Genomic DNA, 13,985 nt, shown 5'->3' with positions numbered 1-13,985 from the left:
TTCCCGAGGCCGGATGTCGCGCATGCGGCCGTGGCTTGGCTTACTGATTCAGCCGGTCCCGAAATGCGGACTGAAATTGGCGAATGGTGGACATGATGACGTCGAATGCCGGAGGGATTTCACTGAACATTTCAACCTGCATATCGATGTAGTCCTGCTGCCAGTCCTTGTATTGCTCTTCGGTCGGAGAAAGCTCGAGAGACGCGGGTTGTAGCGTCCGGTAGTCGACCCAGCTTTGCCCGAAAAAGACCTGCCGGTGTTCCGCCACCTGATGGAGCAGCTCCAGATCTCCGGCAGCGGTGTCGGCAACGCCGCTTTCAATCAGGCGATAGACATCGTAGTAATGCCGCGCCATCCGGGCGCCGCGTACTTTTCCTTCAGGGCGGAAGCGCTCTTCATGCAGGAGCATGGCTTTTTCCCAGAATGTCCGCTCGGCGGCAAGCACCTGCACCTCCTCCGATGGGATGGCAAGTGCCGAAAACATTTCGCCGACAATTGGCGTGATGGCACGAGCAGATGCTGGCCAAGGGTCGGCACGTGCACCGAACTCGATTTTGACGCGTCGTCGCAGATAGTTGCTTTCCTTGTCTTCGTAGACCGTAGGGTATTCGAACAAGATTGTTTGCTGGTCCGGGTCGCCGGCGTCGAGTGAAAGCGTCCATCCCTGACTCCCCAGTTCGCCTTCGATTCGCTCTCGAAGTCCTGGAAAGATGGTGCTGCGGACGTATTCGCCTGCGGACTTGCGCAAGGCTTTGAGCAATTTTTTCTGCTTGCTCGATGTTGGCGCCTGTTCTGGCGCGTTGTCGTCGACATAGCCCAGGAGTTCCCGGCCGATTGTCAGGTCGATATCTTCAGAAAACCGGTCGATCAGGCCCCATGCCTTCGATAGCGATGTACCTCCCTTGAAGGTAAGGTGGCCTGCAAGCCCGGGCATGTCGAATAAATGTTTCAGGCAGAAGTAGACCCAGTAGTCCTTTTCGATACTGGTTCCCACCCATCCTTTTCGAGCACCCGCCTGCTCGAACGCGGTGCGCCGCTGCTCGATGTCAAGAAGCCAGAAATGGCTCATTCGATTTCCTGCCCTTCGCCTAGTTTGCGCATGATTTTTCCGATCCAGGCCGGCGCCAGATGGGCATCCTGGAGCAGGATGCGCTTGTCGGACTCAGTCAGGGTGTGACTGAGTCTGGAGATCGCCTTCACATCCATTTGTGTCTTCTTCATGTACCTGAGCGCCTGGATCAGATGGCCGCTGATGCGCCCCGCTGTCACCATGTTCTTCGGTGTCGTGTGCTTCAGGACTACCGCCTGTCTACCTACCTTCACTATCCTTGATGGTCCGTCAGTCAAGAATGTCAGCTTCAGTGGAACCTGCTCGCTCAAACCGAGCAAATTTGCAGCATAGGCCCCTGACGGTTGAAGGCGTAGCTTGGACTTTTCGGCTAGCGCCTCGGCAATCCTGGGAGTTTCAGGGAGCAGTTCGCCGAATATTTCATGCTCTCTCGGTTTGTCGTACAACCCACGGCTCAGGCGCCTGATTGCGCCTTGCTTCACAAGGCGTGACAGGGCCTGATCGACTGCGGCGCGACTGCCCAGGTGCAGAAAATCGGCTGGAGTGAACACTTTTCCTGGGGCAGACCTATGGAGCAGCTGGCGCACTGCGATGTCGACACCCGCTTTACGGGAGACTGGCGTCAGCGATGTGGCGGTTCGGGGCATGTCAGAAATATTACCCATTTTTTTTCTGACAGATATCGTCAGAAAAAAGCATGCTTTTTTCTGACAAAAAATGACAAGGCCATAGCTGACGGCGCTTGGGATCTCCCTATGTGTTCTGGATGATAATGTTGTGTTGCGTAAGCACATCAGGCAGCGAAAGCAGGGTCTCACTTCATTCAATTTCACCGTGGAAATACGTATTTCAACTTGATAATTAGTGGCGTATACATTCCCTTGCCCTGCCCGCATGCCACGTCCGTCCCGCCTCGCCTCCCTTCTGCTTCTCGCGGCCTTGAGCCCGGCTGCTTCCACGCATGCGGCCGACCCGGGCGCGGCAGCCGCACGCACGGAGCTGCACGCGATCCAATCCCTGGCCGAGCGCTCGACCGACGCCGCCCTGCGCAGGCTGGAAGTCCTGCAGGCCTCGGTGCCGGAAACGGCGCCCTATGCGCTGCGTCAGGAACTGTTGCGCGCCGAAGTCTGGATCAGGGAAGACGCCGGCCAGCTGGAGCAGTCCTATGCGGCCGAACGCAAGGCGTATCAGCTTGCACTGGCCAACAAGGACCACGCAGGCGCAACACGGGCACGCCTGGGTGAAGTACGGCAATTGCTCGACCGGAACCGGACAGAACAGGCGCAGACCCTGCTGGACGATATCCGCGCCGGGGCGCCCGCCGATGCCCCGGCGGGCGTCCATGCGATGCTCGACAGCATCCAGGGCGATGTCCACAACGCCCGATCGCGCTTCGACAAGGCGCTCGCCGCCTACCTGTCCGCGCTGAAGCTGCTGCAGGGATACCCGGGCGCCGCCGACCACCGCACCTCGCTGTACGGCCGCATCGCCCAGGTCTACGTCAACAGCGACCACGCGGAGAAAGCGATCGAAACGACGCGCCAGGGCCTGGCCGAGCCGGGCATCACCCCGCGCGCCAGCGCCTCGCTGTGGCTCACCGAGGGCATCGCCATGATCCGGCTGGACCGCGGCAGGGACGGCATCGCCGCCTTCCGGCAAGCCCTGGGCCTTGCCGAGCAGGCCGGCCTGGACGGCATGGAGGCCTCCATCCGCGGCAATATCGCCGATTACTACCTGCGCCAGCACGACTATCCACGCGCCGAACTGGAGGCGCGCAAGGCCCTCGAGGTATCGCTGCGCGTCAAGGACGACAACCTGATCCTCATGGCCAAGGCCAATCTCGGCTTCGGCCTGATGGGCCAGGGGAAAACCGCGGAGGCCCTGCCCCTGATCGACGGCGTCATTGCCCGGCTGCGCAAGGCCGGCGCCGTGGCGGACGTCGAGGCCATGCTGGACGAGAAGGGCCGCATGCACGAGGCGGCCGGCCAGTACCGGCTGGCGCTGGCCACGGTCCGCGAGCAGCAGGCCTTGCAGCTGAGCAGCGCACGCAGCGCACGCGACCGCGCGATCGCCGGCCTGCAGGAAGAGTTCGACGCCAGCCAGCGCACCCGCCAGATCGCCATGCTCAAGCGCGAGAACGAGCTGAAGGATGCCGAGCTCGACAGTCGGCACCGGGCCCAGCTTGCCACCGCCTTCGCCGCCGTCCTGACCGTGCTGGCCTGCGCCGTCGTCTACCTGCTGTACCGCCGCGCGGCGCGCAGCAATGCGCAGCTGCAAACGCTCAACCGCCAGCTGGAATACCATTCGATGCGCGATGCGCTGACCGGGCTGCACAACCGCCGCTCATTCCTGGAAAAGATGCAGGCGCGGACCGGCGCCAGGGCAGAACGGCGCGCCGTGGCGCCAAGCGGTGTCGACTGCTTCGTACTGATGGACATCGACCACTTCAAGAGCATCAACGACCGCTGGGGCCATGCCGTGGGCGACGCCGTGCTGGTCGAGGTGGCGCACCGCCTGAACGCGGCCATGCGCGACAGCGACATGGTGGTGCGCTGGGGCGGCGAGGAGTTCATGGTGTACGCGCCCGGCACCGACCCAGGCTACATCGCCGTGCTGGCCGCCAGGATCCTCGAGGCGATCGGCAGCGCGCCGGTCGACGCGGAGACCTGCACCGTCCCGGTCACGGTCACCGCCGGCGTGGTCTGGCTGCCGCCCGCCGCGGGCGGGGAGATCGACTGGCAGTCGGCCACCCGGCTGGCCGACTGGGCGCTCTACCAGGGCAAGACGGGTGGCCGCAACCAGGCCCGCATCCTCAGCCGCCTGCATGCGCCGCCGGCCATCGTGCTGGCTGCGCTCGACGGCGCCCACGGCATTGCCCCCGCCGGCCTGTTCGAGGTGGAATGCGTGCCGGGTCCACGGACCGCACCATAGGCCCTCTTCAGGTCTTGCTGATCGACGCGCCGCCATCGACCAGCATGGCGGTGCCGGTCGTAAAACTGGCGGCATCGGACGCCAGGTAGAGCACCGAGCGCGCAATCTCCTGCGGCGTGGCGATGCGCTTGAGGGCATGCAGGCTTTCGACGAAGGCGCGCGCTTCGGGCGTATTCGCCACTTCCCGTCCCAGCGGCGTATCCGTCCCCCCGGGCAGGATGGCATTCACGCGGATGCCTTGCGCGCCCCACTCGCTGGCCAGTGCCCGCGTCAATCCGATCAGTCCGGCCTTGCCGGCCGCATAGGCCGCCATATGCGGCATGCCGACCGTATGGCCGACAAAGGTCGAGGTGAAGATGAGCGAGCCCTGGCCACGCGCCGCCATCGCCGGGATCTGGTATTTCGCGGCGAGGAAGGCGCTCGTCAGGTTGACGTCGAGGGTCTCGCGCCACTCGGCCAGCGTCAGGTCCGGCAGCGGCTGCATCGCACCCAGCATGCCGGCATTGTTGAAGGCGATATCGAGGCCGCCGAAACGCGCGAGCGCCAGGTCGACCGCCGCCTTTGCACATGCCTCGTCGGCGACGTCGCCCGCGCAGGCCACTGCTTCGGCATCGTCCTCCGCCAGCTCCGCCAGCAGGGCATCGAGCCCGGCCTGGCCGCGCGCCACCAGCACCAGCTTTGCGCCCTCGCGGGCGAACAGCTTTGCGGTCTCGTAGCCGATGCCGGAGCTGGCGCCGGTGATGATGGCGACCTTGTCATTCAATACTTTCATGTCCACTCCCTGTCGATCGAAAGAAGGGACACGATAGGAGAGACAGGCACACTGCCGCCATCCGTTTCTTGCGATCGAATGGCGCGAGCGGGCCGGCGCCCTCAGCGCTTCAGGAAATCCAGCATCAGCGCGTTCAGCTGCTCCGCATGCGTGGCCGCGAAGCCATGCGGCGCGCCTTCAATGACTTCCAGGCGGCTGCCGGCGATCATTTCGTGCGAACGCTGGCCCGATACGCCGAGCGGCACGATCTTGTCGGCATCGCCATGCGCGACCAGGGTCGGAACATCGAATTTCGCCAGGTCGGCGCGGAAGTCCGTGGTGCCGAAGGCGACGATGCACTGCTGGGTCGCGAGGGGCGAGGCTTCCCAGGCGATCCACTTGCTGAAGGCAAGCAGTTCCTGGCTTTCCTTTGCGTCCGGGTCGAGGTTATAGAAACCGGGGAAGAAGCTACCCAGGAAACCGATGCGGTCCTTGCGCACGCCGTCCAGCATGCCATCGAACACCGACTTGTCGACACCTTCCGGGTTGTCGCCGGTCTTGAGAAGGTAGGGCGGCACCGCGCCCAGCAGCATGGCCTTGGAAACACGTCCGCTTCCGAAGCGGCCGATGTAGCGCGCCACTTCGCCGCCGCCCATCGAGAAGCCGGCCAGGGCCGCGTCCTCCAGGTCCAGCTCCGTCATCAAGGCATTGAGGTCCTGGGCGAACGTGTCGTAGTCGTAGCCGCCGGTCGGACGGCCGGACTGGCCGAAGCCGCGGCGGTCGTAGGCGATCACGCGATAGCCGCTTTCCGCCAGCGCGGTAATCTGCGACTCCCACATGCGATGGCTGAGCGGCCAGCCGTGGATCAGCACGACGGGCTGGCCCTGTCCCTGTTCGTAGTAATACAGCTCGGTCGCGTTGGGGCCGGAGGTCTGGATGCGGGGCATGGGCTTCCTTTCGAATAAAGTGGATACGTTCGACGGGAACTGCTCGGCTGGAAAGTATAAGCGTTTGGCGGCAAACGAACCGCCCGCAAGGGCCCTTGCGGGCGCCATTCAATACTAGCTCGCAAGCATAACCGAGGAAAGCGTACTGATGCCCGATCCAGCGCATGCCTCAGGCTGGCGAGGATGAAGAGCACGTTTCCCGAGCAATCGCTGGAGCCTGCTCCCGACCTTTACCTGGGGGTGCTGCAGCAGTAACGATGCTGGAGTCCTCCGTAATAAAAAAGGGAAGCCAGCGTACTGGCTTCCCTTTTATGCACTCAGCGTGAAACGCCGATCAGAACGGAATGTCGTCATCCATGTCCGAGAAGTTCGGCGCCGGACGCTGCGGCTGCGGACGTGCTGCCGGCGCCGGCGGCGCCTGGCGCGGGGCCGGGCGCTGCTGCGGCTCGTAGCCGCCGTCATCCATACCGCCGCCCATGCCGGCGTCGCCGCCCATGCCCTGGCGGCCGCCCAGCATCTGCATGTTCTCGGCGATGATGTCGGTCGCGTAGCGCTCGATGCCGTCCTTGTCGGTGTACTTGCGGGTCTGCAGGCGGCCTTCGACGTAGACCGAGGAGCCCTTCTTGAGGTACTGGCCGACGATTTCAGCCAGGCGGCCGAAGAAGGAAATACGGTGCCATTCGGTCAGCTCTTTCTGTTCGCCGGTCTGGCGGTCCTTCGACTTGTACGAGGTGGCGACCGCGATGTTCGCGATTGCGTCGCCGCTCGGCATGTAGCGGATTTCCGGGTCGCGGCCGAGGTTGCCGACGATGATGACCTTGTTGACTGATGCCATGTTGATACTCCAATGGGTTTTGTAGAGCCCTGACTCTGCGTGATGACCAAGCGTCAGGGAACGTAGTGCTGCAGCCAACTATTATGGGGCCGTTGAGCAGGGAACAAAAGTCCTTTTTTGCGCCTCGCGCACGCACACGATTGAGCCGGATTGACAAGACCTGATACGAACTTGACCCGCCTCTCAAAAGAAAATTTTCGCCTTCTGGCTGCTTTGTCATTGAAGAGGCCGCGAACCGGCCCACATACCCCTGACCCCGGTTTTTCTTGGGCAGCTTTCCTATACTAAAAGGTAAAGGAAACGTATCCCAGCGGCACAAAACCGCTGGATGCATGTACAGCACTTCGAAAAACCAGCTACACTTACGGGTTCTCCCTGATTGGCCCGCTCACCGCCCCGGATCTTCGTGCGCCGGCCCTGCAAACTTTACTGAAAGCCTGCAAAAAGACTAATGGAAGAAATTCGAATCCGCGGCGCACGCACGCACAACCTGAAGAACATCAACCTCGACCTTCCGCGTAACAAGCTGATCGTCATCACGGGCCTCTCGGGTTCGGGCAAGTCGTCGCTCGCCTTCGATACCCTCTATGCCGAAGGCCAGCGCCGCTACGTCGAGTCGCTGTCGGCCTATGCGCGCCAGTTCCTGCAGCTGATGGAGAAGCCGGACGTCGACCTGATCGAAGGCCTGTCGCCGGCGATCTCGATCGAGCAGAAGGCGACCTCGCACAACCCGCGCTCGACCGTCGGCACCGTCACCGAGATCCACGACTACCTGCGCCTGCTGTACGCGCGCGTCGGCACGCCCTACTGCCCGGACCACCCGCACGAGCCGCTGGCCGCGCAGACCGTGTCGCAGATGGTCGACGCCGTCCTCGCCATGCCGGAAGGGACCAAGCTGATGATCCTGGCCCCGGTCGTGGCCAACCGCAAGGGCGAGCACGGCGACCTGTTCCAGGCCATGCAGGCCCAGGGCTTCGTGCGCTTCCGCATCGCCAGCGGCGTCAATGCGGCCAAGATTGTCGAGATCGACGAACTGCCGAAGCTGAAGAAGACCGAGAAGCACACCATCGACGTCGTCATCGACCGCGTGAAGGTGAATGCCGAGATCAAGCAGCGCCTGGCCGAAAGCTTCGAGACCGCGCTGCGCCTGGCCGACGGCCGCGCCGTGGCCTACGAGATGGATACCGAAAAGGAAACCGTCTTCTCGAACAAGTTCGCCTGTAACGTCTGCGGCTACTCGCTGCAGGAGCTTGAGCCGCGCCTGTTCTCCTTCAATAACCCGATGGGCGCCTGCCAGGAATGCGACGGCCTGGGCCACATCGAGTTCTTCGATCCGAAGCGCATCGTCGCCTTCCCGCACCTGTCGCTGGCCTCCGGCGCCGTGAAGGGCTGGGACCGCCGTAACCAGTTCTACTACCAGATGCTGCAGAACCTGGCGGCCTACTACGACTTCGACCTCGACAAGCCTTTCGAGACGCTGCCGAAGTCGGCGCAAGAGGCCGTGCTGTTCGGCTCCGGTAAAACCTCGATTCCGTTCAGCTACGTCAACGAGCGTGGCCGCACCGTGATCCGCGAGCACACCTTCGAAGGCGTGGTGAACAACCTGCAGCGCCGCTATCGCGAGACCGATTCGATGGCGGTCAAGGAAGAGCTGGCGAAGTTCATCAACGAGAAGAAGTGCCCGGCCTGCGAAGGCGCGCGCCTGCGCACCGAAGCGCGCTTCGTGAAGATCGGGCAGGGAGCCCAGCAGCGCGCCATCTACGAAGTCTCCGATAAGCCCTTGCGCGACACCCTGGCCTTCTTCGAGACCCTGGAACTGACCGGCGCCAAGAAGGACATCGCCGAACGCGTCATCAAGGAAATCACGGCGCGCCTGAAGTTCCTGAACAATGTGGGCCTGGACTACCTGTCGCTCGACCGCAGCGCCGATACCCTGTCGGGCGGCGAGGCGCAGCGCATCCGCCTGGCCTCGCAGATCGGCTCCGGCCTGACCGGTGTGATGTACGTGCTCGACGAACCCTCGATCGGCCTGCACCAGCGCGACAACGACCGCCTGATCGCGACGCTCAAGCATTTGCGCGACATCGGCAACTCCGTGCTGGTGGTCGAGCACGACGAAGATGCGATCCGCACCGCCGACTACATCGTCGACATGGGCCCGGGCGCGGGCGTGCATGGTGGCCAGATCATTGCCGAGGGCACGCTCGCGGAAATCATGCAGAACGAGCATTCGGTGACCGCCCAGTACCTGGATGGCCGCCGCAAGATCCACGTGCCGAAAAAGCGCACCAAGGCCGACCCCGCGCGCCAGCTGGTGATCACCGGCGCCAAGGGCAACAACCTGAAGAACGTGTCGCTCACGCTGCCGGTCGGCCTGATGACCTGCGTGACGGGCGTCTCGGGTTCGGGCAAGTCGACCCTGATCAACGACACCCTGTACCCGGCCCTGTCGCGCCACCTCTACGGTTCGCAGACCGAGCCGGCCGAGCACGAGTCCATCCACGGCCTCGAGCACTTCGACAAGGTGATCTCGGTCGACCAGGCGCCGATCGGCCGCACCCCGCGTTCGAACCCGGCGACGTATACCGGCCTGTTCACGCCGATCCGCGACCTGTTCGCCACCGTGCCGACCGCAAAGGAACGCGGCTACTCGGCGGGCCGCTTCTCCTTCAACGTGAAGGGCGGCCGCTGCGAAGCCTGCCAGGGCGACGGCGTGATCAAGGTCGAGATGCACTTCCTGCCGGACGTATACGTGCCTTGCGATGTCTGCCACGGCAAGCGCTACAACCGTGAAACGCTGGAAGTGCAGTACAAGGGCAAGAACATCACCGAAGTGCTGGAGATGACGGTCGAGGACGCGCACGAGTTCTTCAAGCCGGTGCCGGTCATCGCAAGGAAGCTGCAAACGCTGCTGGACGTTGGCCTCGGCTACATCAAGCTGGGCCAGAGCGCGACCACGCTCTCGGGCGGCGAGGCGCAGCGCGTGAAGCTGTCGCTGGAACTGTCCAAGCGCGATACGGGACGTACCCTGTACATCCTGGACGAGCCGACCACCGGGCTGCACTTCGCCGACATCGACCTGCTGCTGAAGGTGATTCACCGCCTGCGCGACCAGGGCAATACGCTGGCGATCATCGAGCACAACCTCGACGTGATCAAGACGGCGGACTGGATCGTCGACCTGGGTCCGGAAGGCGGCGCGGGCGGCGGCCAGATCGTTGCCAGCGGCACGCCTGAAGAGGTGGCGAAGAACAAGGCCAGCGCGACCGGCAAGTACCTGAAGCCGCTGCTGAAGGGCTGAACCGCTCAAACAAAACGGGAATTTTTGTAGGGTGGACGGGTCTCCCGTCCGCGCGTTCAACTTCCATATGAATGAATGCGGCGCTTGCGGTTCACGCGCTGTTTGAACGCGCGCACGGCGAAGCCGTGCACCCTACGAACCACGAACAAGAAAGGCCGCCCTGGTGCTTCCAGGGCGGCCTTTTTTCATTCGACCGTGTAGAGCGGCTGCTGCATCTTCACCGGCCGCACGTCCATCCTGATCCGGTAGATCGACCAGGCATCCTCGCGGTTGGTCACGTACTCCCGGCTGTCCGGCGCGCGCGAGAAAGTGAACTCGAAGCCGCGTTCCGGCGCCCGGCTGGTCGGACCTTCGAAGGCGAGACCCGTGGCCCGTTCCAGATTGCTGTCCACGAGTTTTTCGAGCAGGTTGACCACCGAGGTATTGCCCAGGATGTCGGTGTAGAACAGCGCCTCGCGGTACTCGCGCATGTTGCGGTCGACCGGCTCCTTGCCCTTGCTCGGCACATAGGTCCGGCTCACCAGGTTGAAGGTGTCGCCGTTGTCCACGTAGCTGATGCGGGCATTCGACAGGTTCAGGAGCGGCTGCTTCGGATCCGTGCTCGCATCCGTCAGGTCGAGCACCAGGGCGCCCGTATAGCCGATCACGGACACATCGCGGTTGGGCCCGACCACGGCGGCGGTGTTCTCGTCGATGCCGAGCCCCAGCTTGTAGCCCTTCTTCAGCATCGCCGGCAGCATGCGCGCGAAGCGGCCGCGCACCAGCAGGTGCTGGTCGATGAAGACGTCGTCGCCGATGAAGCCCAGGCCCGGCGCGATGTCCTTGCCGTCCACCACGCCGTGCTTGAGGATGGGGATCACGTCCAGCGGCGGATCGTAGAACATGGTGCTGCTCATGATGGCCGCGCCCGCGCTGGTGCCGGCGATCACGCCGCCGCGCCGGTACAGGCTCCACAATGCGTCCAGCACCGCGCTGTTGCTCCCGTCGGGACGGCGCAGCACGCCGGTGATGCGGGCCTGGTCGCCGCCCGTGAAGAAGACGCCGCCGGCACCCCGCACCGTGTCCGCGATGGCCGGATCCTCGGCCGCCTTGCGCGCATCGGTGCCGGCAAGGCGCGGCGCGACCGGCACCATGAAGGCTTGTGCCCCATGGCGGTTCAGGAACGCGACCGCATTGCCGCCTTCGCGCGCCGGGTTCTCGGCGGCGGTCGGGAACACGGCGATGCGCGCGCCCTTGCCGCCGGCAAGCAGCACGATCTTTTCCCACACCGCCGCGTTCTCGGGACGCAATCCGCCGCCGATGATGACGAGCGATCCCTTGGGCGGCTCCGCGGCTGCGGCGCTGGCCATGCCGGCGCCTGCCAGCGCCAGCGCAAAGCATAGGCTCTTCAGCATGGGGCGCCCTTAGCGGAACGAATAGTTCAGGCTGACGAAGCCGCTGCGGCCACGCGGATCCGTGTAGCTCGGGTCATACCCGGCCAGGAAGAAATACGCCTGGTTCGAGAACGGCGGATCCTTGTCGAGCAGGTTCAGCACGCCGGCGCGCAGCTTGAGCTGGCTGCCGATGGCCCAGCTGCCGGTCAGGTCCCACAGCGAATAGGCCTTGACCTTGTTGGGCGCCAGCAGGCTGTCCGTGAATGGATCGTAGGTCGTGTTCTGGTCGGTGTAGCTCGACGAGTACTGGTTCGCCAGCGTCAGGCTCACCGGCCCCTTGTCCCATTCGAAGCTGATGCGGTGGCGCCACTTCTGGATCGCCTGGTCGTTCAGGAAGACGCCCAGGTTGCTGCGGAAAGGTTCGGATGGGCCGAACTGCCGGTCGTAGCGCAGGATGCGGGTGCCGGACAGGTTCACGCCGAAGCGGCCCCAGTCGCCGCGCTCGGTACGCCAGTCGGCGGCGATGTCGATGCCCGAGGTCTTCAGGCGCCCCTGGTTCTCCTTCATCAGGAGCAGGTTGGAGATGAAGCCGTCCTCGTCGCGCTCGATGTACTTGCCGTTGTAGGCGGTGGGGTTCTCGATGATGACCTGTTCGCCGAGGGTGCTGATCACGTCCTTCTTCTCGATGTTCCAGTAGTCGATCGAGAAGTTGGTGCGCTTGTTCAGCTCGAACACGGTGCCGAAGGTGAACTGGCGCGACTTCTCGGGCTTGAGGTCAGGGTTGGAACGGCGCTCGACGTTCCACTGGTCCGTGCACAGGTCGATGCTGCCTTCCTGCGCCACGCATTGCGGATCGGTCAGGATGCCGGCCGAGGTGCCGAAGATGGTGGGGCGTTTCAGGTCCGACAGCGACGGCGCGCGGAAACCGGTGCCGGCCGAGGCGCGCACCAGCACTGCCGCATTCGGCTGCCAGCGCAGGCCGATCTTCGGATTGGTGGTGGAGCCGACCTCGCTGTAGCGGTCGTGGCGCAGCGCGAACTGCATCTCCAGTTCCTTGGTGAACGGCGCAACCACTTCGGTGAAGACCGAACTCACCCTGCGCCGGTTGTCGGCGGTCTCGACTTCGAGCAGCTCGCCGGCCGGCACGGTACTGTCGCGGTCGCCGGCGATGTTGTTCGACTTGAGCAGTTCGGATGGCGTGAACAGCTGGTGCTCGCGCCGGAATTCGCCGCCGACCGCGAGCGCCAGATCGCCGCCAGCCAGCTTGGCCAGCGAACGCGACATCTTGCCGTCGATCGAGGTCGAGATGCCCTTGGCCCTGCGCGCCTTGTCGTCGATCTTGATCTTGTTGATCAGGTCCAGGCCGGCCTGCGACGAGGGCGCGAAGGGGTTCACGGTGCCATTGCGCACGGCGGCGTCGAACTGGTCGAACAGGACGTAGCCGTCGAAGTAGCGGTCGTCGGCGCGGTTCTCGGCACGGGCCACGGCAAGGTCGTAGTCCCATCCTTTCACGTTGCCGGTGGCGCCCAGCACCAGGCGCTGGCCCTCGCTGGTCACTTCGTTGCTGCGGTTGCCGGCTTCCTTCATGCGGTAGCGGATGCCGCTGAAGGTCGTCGGCAGCCCAGGGCCGCTCAGGGCGCGGCGGTAGGCGTCCGGCAGGATGCTCACCGGGAGGTTGCGGATGCGGACCGGATTCGGCGACAGCACGTACTTGGACGTCGCTTCGGTCTGCACCAGTTCGGCGAACAGCTGGTTGTCCTGGTCGAGCTGGAAGGTGGCGCGGCCGATGAAACCGATCTTGCGCGAATCCGGATAGAGCTCGGTGTCTTCCATGTAGTCGTAACTGCAGCCGGCCACGCCTCCCGGGCCCTGGGCCGCATACACGGTGGCGGGCGGGTTGCAGTTGGGTGCGCTCGGATTGATACGGCTCACCCGGCTGTTCGCGGGCAGCAGGCCGGCGGCGATCAGGGCGCTGCGCTGCGCCGCCGAGATGTCGACGTTGGCCGGAAAGGTGTTGCTCGACATTTGCGCCGGCAAGGTGGTCGCCAATGCGCGCTCGGAGATGAAGCTGCGCTGTCCGGATCGCAGGCTGTCGAGCTGCTGGATATCGAGCACGCCCCAGACATTGTAGCGGTCGGTGGCAAGGTCGCCGGTACCGCCACTGATGCTGAAGGTGCGCTTGCCGGCGCCGCCGTGCTGGGTACCCGCCGCGGTGGCCGCGACGTCGATGCCGGTGTAGTCCTTGCGGGTGATGAAGTTGATCACGCCGCCGATCGCATCGGTACCGTAGATCGCCGAGGCGCCGTCCTTGAGCACCTCGACGCGCTGGATGGCGCCGGCCGGGATGTTGTTCAGGTCGACGCCGGCATTGTCGCCGGGCGAGGCGAAGTTGGCCAGGCGCCGGCCGTTCAGCAGGATCAGGGTGGACGAAACGCCGATGCCGCGCATGTTCGCGCCGTTCAGGCCGCGCTGCCCCGAGGTACTGTCCGAAATGCTGGGGCCGTCCGTCAGCGGCGCCGTATTCGCAGCGATGTTGCGCACGAGTTCAGCGGCAGTGGTGACGCCCATCTTGTCGATGTCCTCGCGCGTGATCAGCTCCACCGGCAGGGCGGCCTCGGAGTCGAGGCGCTTGATCGACGAACCGGTGACCTCGACCCGGTGCATCTTTTGCCCCTCCCCCTGCTGCGCCCAGGCCTGCTGGGTCAACAGGCTCAGCGCGGCCACGACACTCGACGCCAGGATGGTGGGCCGCAAGGTAATCGACATGTGCTTCCTCAT

9 protein-coding genes are annotated in these 13,985 nt (G+C 64.2%); 2 read left to right on the top strand and 7 right to left on the bottom strand.

All coding sequences use genetic code 11. From position 1 onward, the window contains the following. Nucleotides 1-40: 40 nt before the first annotated feature. Both ACQ7JA_RS11695 and ACQ7JA_RS11690 read right to left on the bottom strand, forming a co-directional pair. Nucleotides 41-1,069: a nucleotidyl transferase AbiEii/AbiGii toxin family protein gene (locus ACQ7JA_RS11695; RefSeq protein WP_430897789.1), complete on the bottom strand. Its 1,029-nt coding sequence runs from the start codon at nucleotides 1,067-1,069 to the stop codon at nucleotides 41-43. Next, nucleotides 1,066-1,965 carry a DUF6088 family protein gene (locus ACQ7JA_RS11690; RefSeq protein ID WP_430897787.1) on the bottom strand — a complete coding sequence of 300 codons (900 nt, stop codon included), beginning with the start codon at nucleotides 1,963-1,965 and terminating at the stop codon, nucleotides 1,066-1,068. Before ACQ7JA_RS11690 ends, ACQ7JA_RS11695 begins: the two co-directional genes overlap by 4 nt. Here ACQ7JA_RS11690 and ACQ7JA_RS11685 point away from each other — a divergent pair. After that, complete coding sequence (locus tag ACQ7JA_RS11685) at nucleotides 1,964-4,000, top strand: diguanylate cyclase (protein WP_430897785.1); 2,037 nt, start codon at nucleotides 1,964-1,966, stop codon at nucleotides 3,998-4,000. The genes ACQ7JA_RS11690 and ACQ7JA_RS11685 overlap by 2 nt on opposite strands. A gap of 7 nt (nucleotides 4,001-4,007) precedes the next feature. Here the strand turns inward: ACQ7JA_RS11685 and ACQ7JA_RS11680 are convergent, their stop codons facing one another. The 3 genes from ACQ7JA_RS11680 to ssb form a co-directional block, all read right to left on the bottom strand. Then, nucleotides 4,008-4,772 carry an SDR family oxidoreductase gene (locus tag ACQ7JA_RS11680; protein ID WP_430897783.1) on the bottom strand — a complete coding sequence of 255 codons (765 nt, stop codon included), beginning with the start codon at nucleotides 4,770-4,772 and terminating at the stop codon, nucleotides 4,008-4,010. A gap of 101 nt (nucleotides 4,773-4,873) precedes the next feature. Next, a complete protein-coding gene (locus tag ACQ7JA_RS11675) occupies nucleotides 4,874-5,698 on the bottom strand; it encodes an alpha/beta fold hydrolase (RefSeq protein ID WP_430897781.1) in 825 nt (274 codons plus the stop codon). Nucleotides 5,699-6,032: 334 nt separating this feature from the next. After that, nucleotides 6,033-6,533 (bottom strand): single-stranded DNA-binding protein, encoded by a 501-nt coding sequence (ssb, locus tag ACQ7JA_RS11670; protein WP_430897779.1) that lies wholly within the window; start codon nucleotides 6,531-6,533, stop codon nucleotides 6,033-6,035. A 451-nt stretch (nucleotides 6,534-6,984) separates the two neighbouring features. Here ssb and uvrA point away from each other — a divergent pair, with 451 nt between their 5' ends. Continuing rightward, nucleotides 6,985-9,834, top strand: a complete 2,850-nt coding sequence (gene uvrA, locus ACQ7JA_RS11665) for an excinuclease ABC subunit UvrA (protein WP_430897777.1) — start codon at nucleotides 6,985-6,987, stop codon at nucleotides 9,832-9,834. Nucleotides 9,835-10,019: 185 nt separating this feature from the next. Here the strand turns inward: uvrA and ACQ7JA_RS11660 are convergent, their stop codons facing one another. After that, nucleotides 10,020-11,228: a cyanophycinase gene (locus ACQ7JA_RS11660; RefSeq protein WP_430897775.1), complete on the bottom strand. Its 1,209-nt coding sequence runs from the start codon at nucleotides 11,226-11,228 to the stop codon at nucleotides 10,020-10,022. 9 nt (nucleotides 11,229-11,237) lie between these two features. Further along, complete coding sequence (locus ACQ7JA_RS11655; protein WP_430897773.1) at nucleotides 11,238-13,985, bottom strand: TonB-dependent receptor; 2,748 nt, start codon at nucleotides 13,983-13,985, stop codon at nucleotides 11,238-11,240.

Source organism: Massilia sp. BKSP1R2A-1 (assembly GCF_050586525.1).
Taxonomy (GTDB): domain Bacteria; phylum Pseudomonadota; class Gammaproteobacteria; order Burkholderiales; family Burkholderiaceae_D; genus Telluria.
The sequence above is the reverse complement of the archived record's forward strand: the minus strand, read 5'-3'. Positions and strand labels throughout refer to the sequence as shown.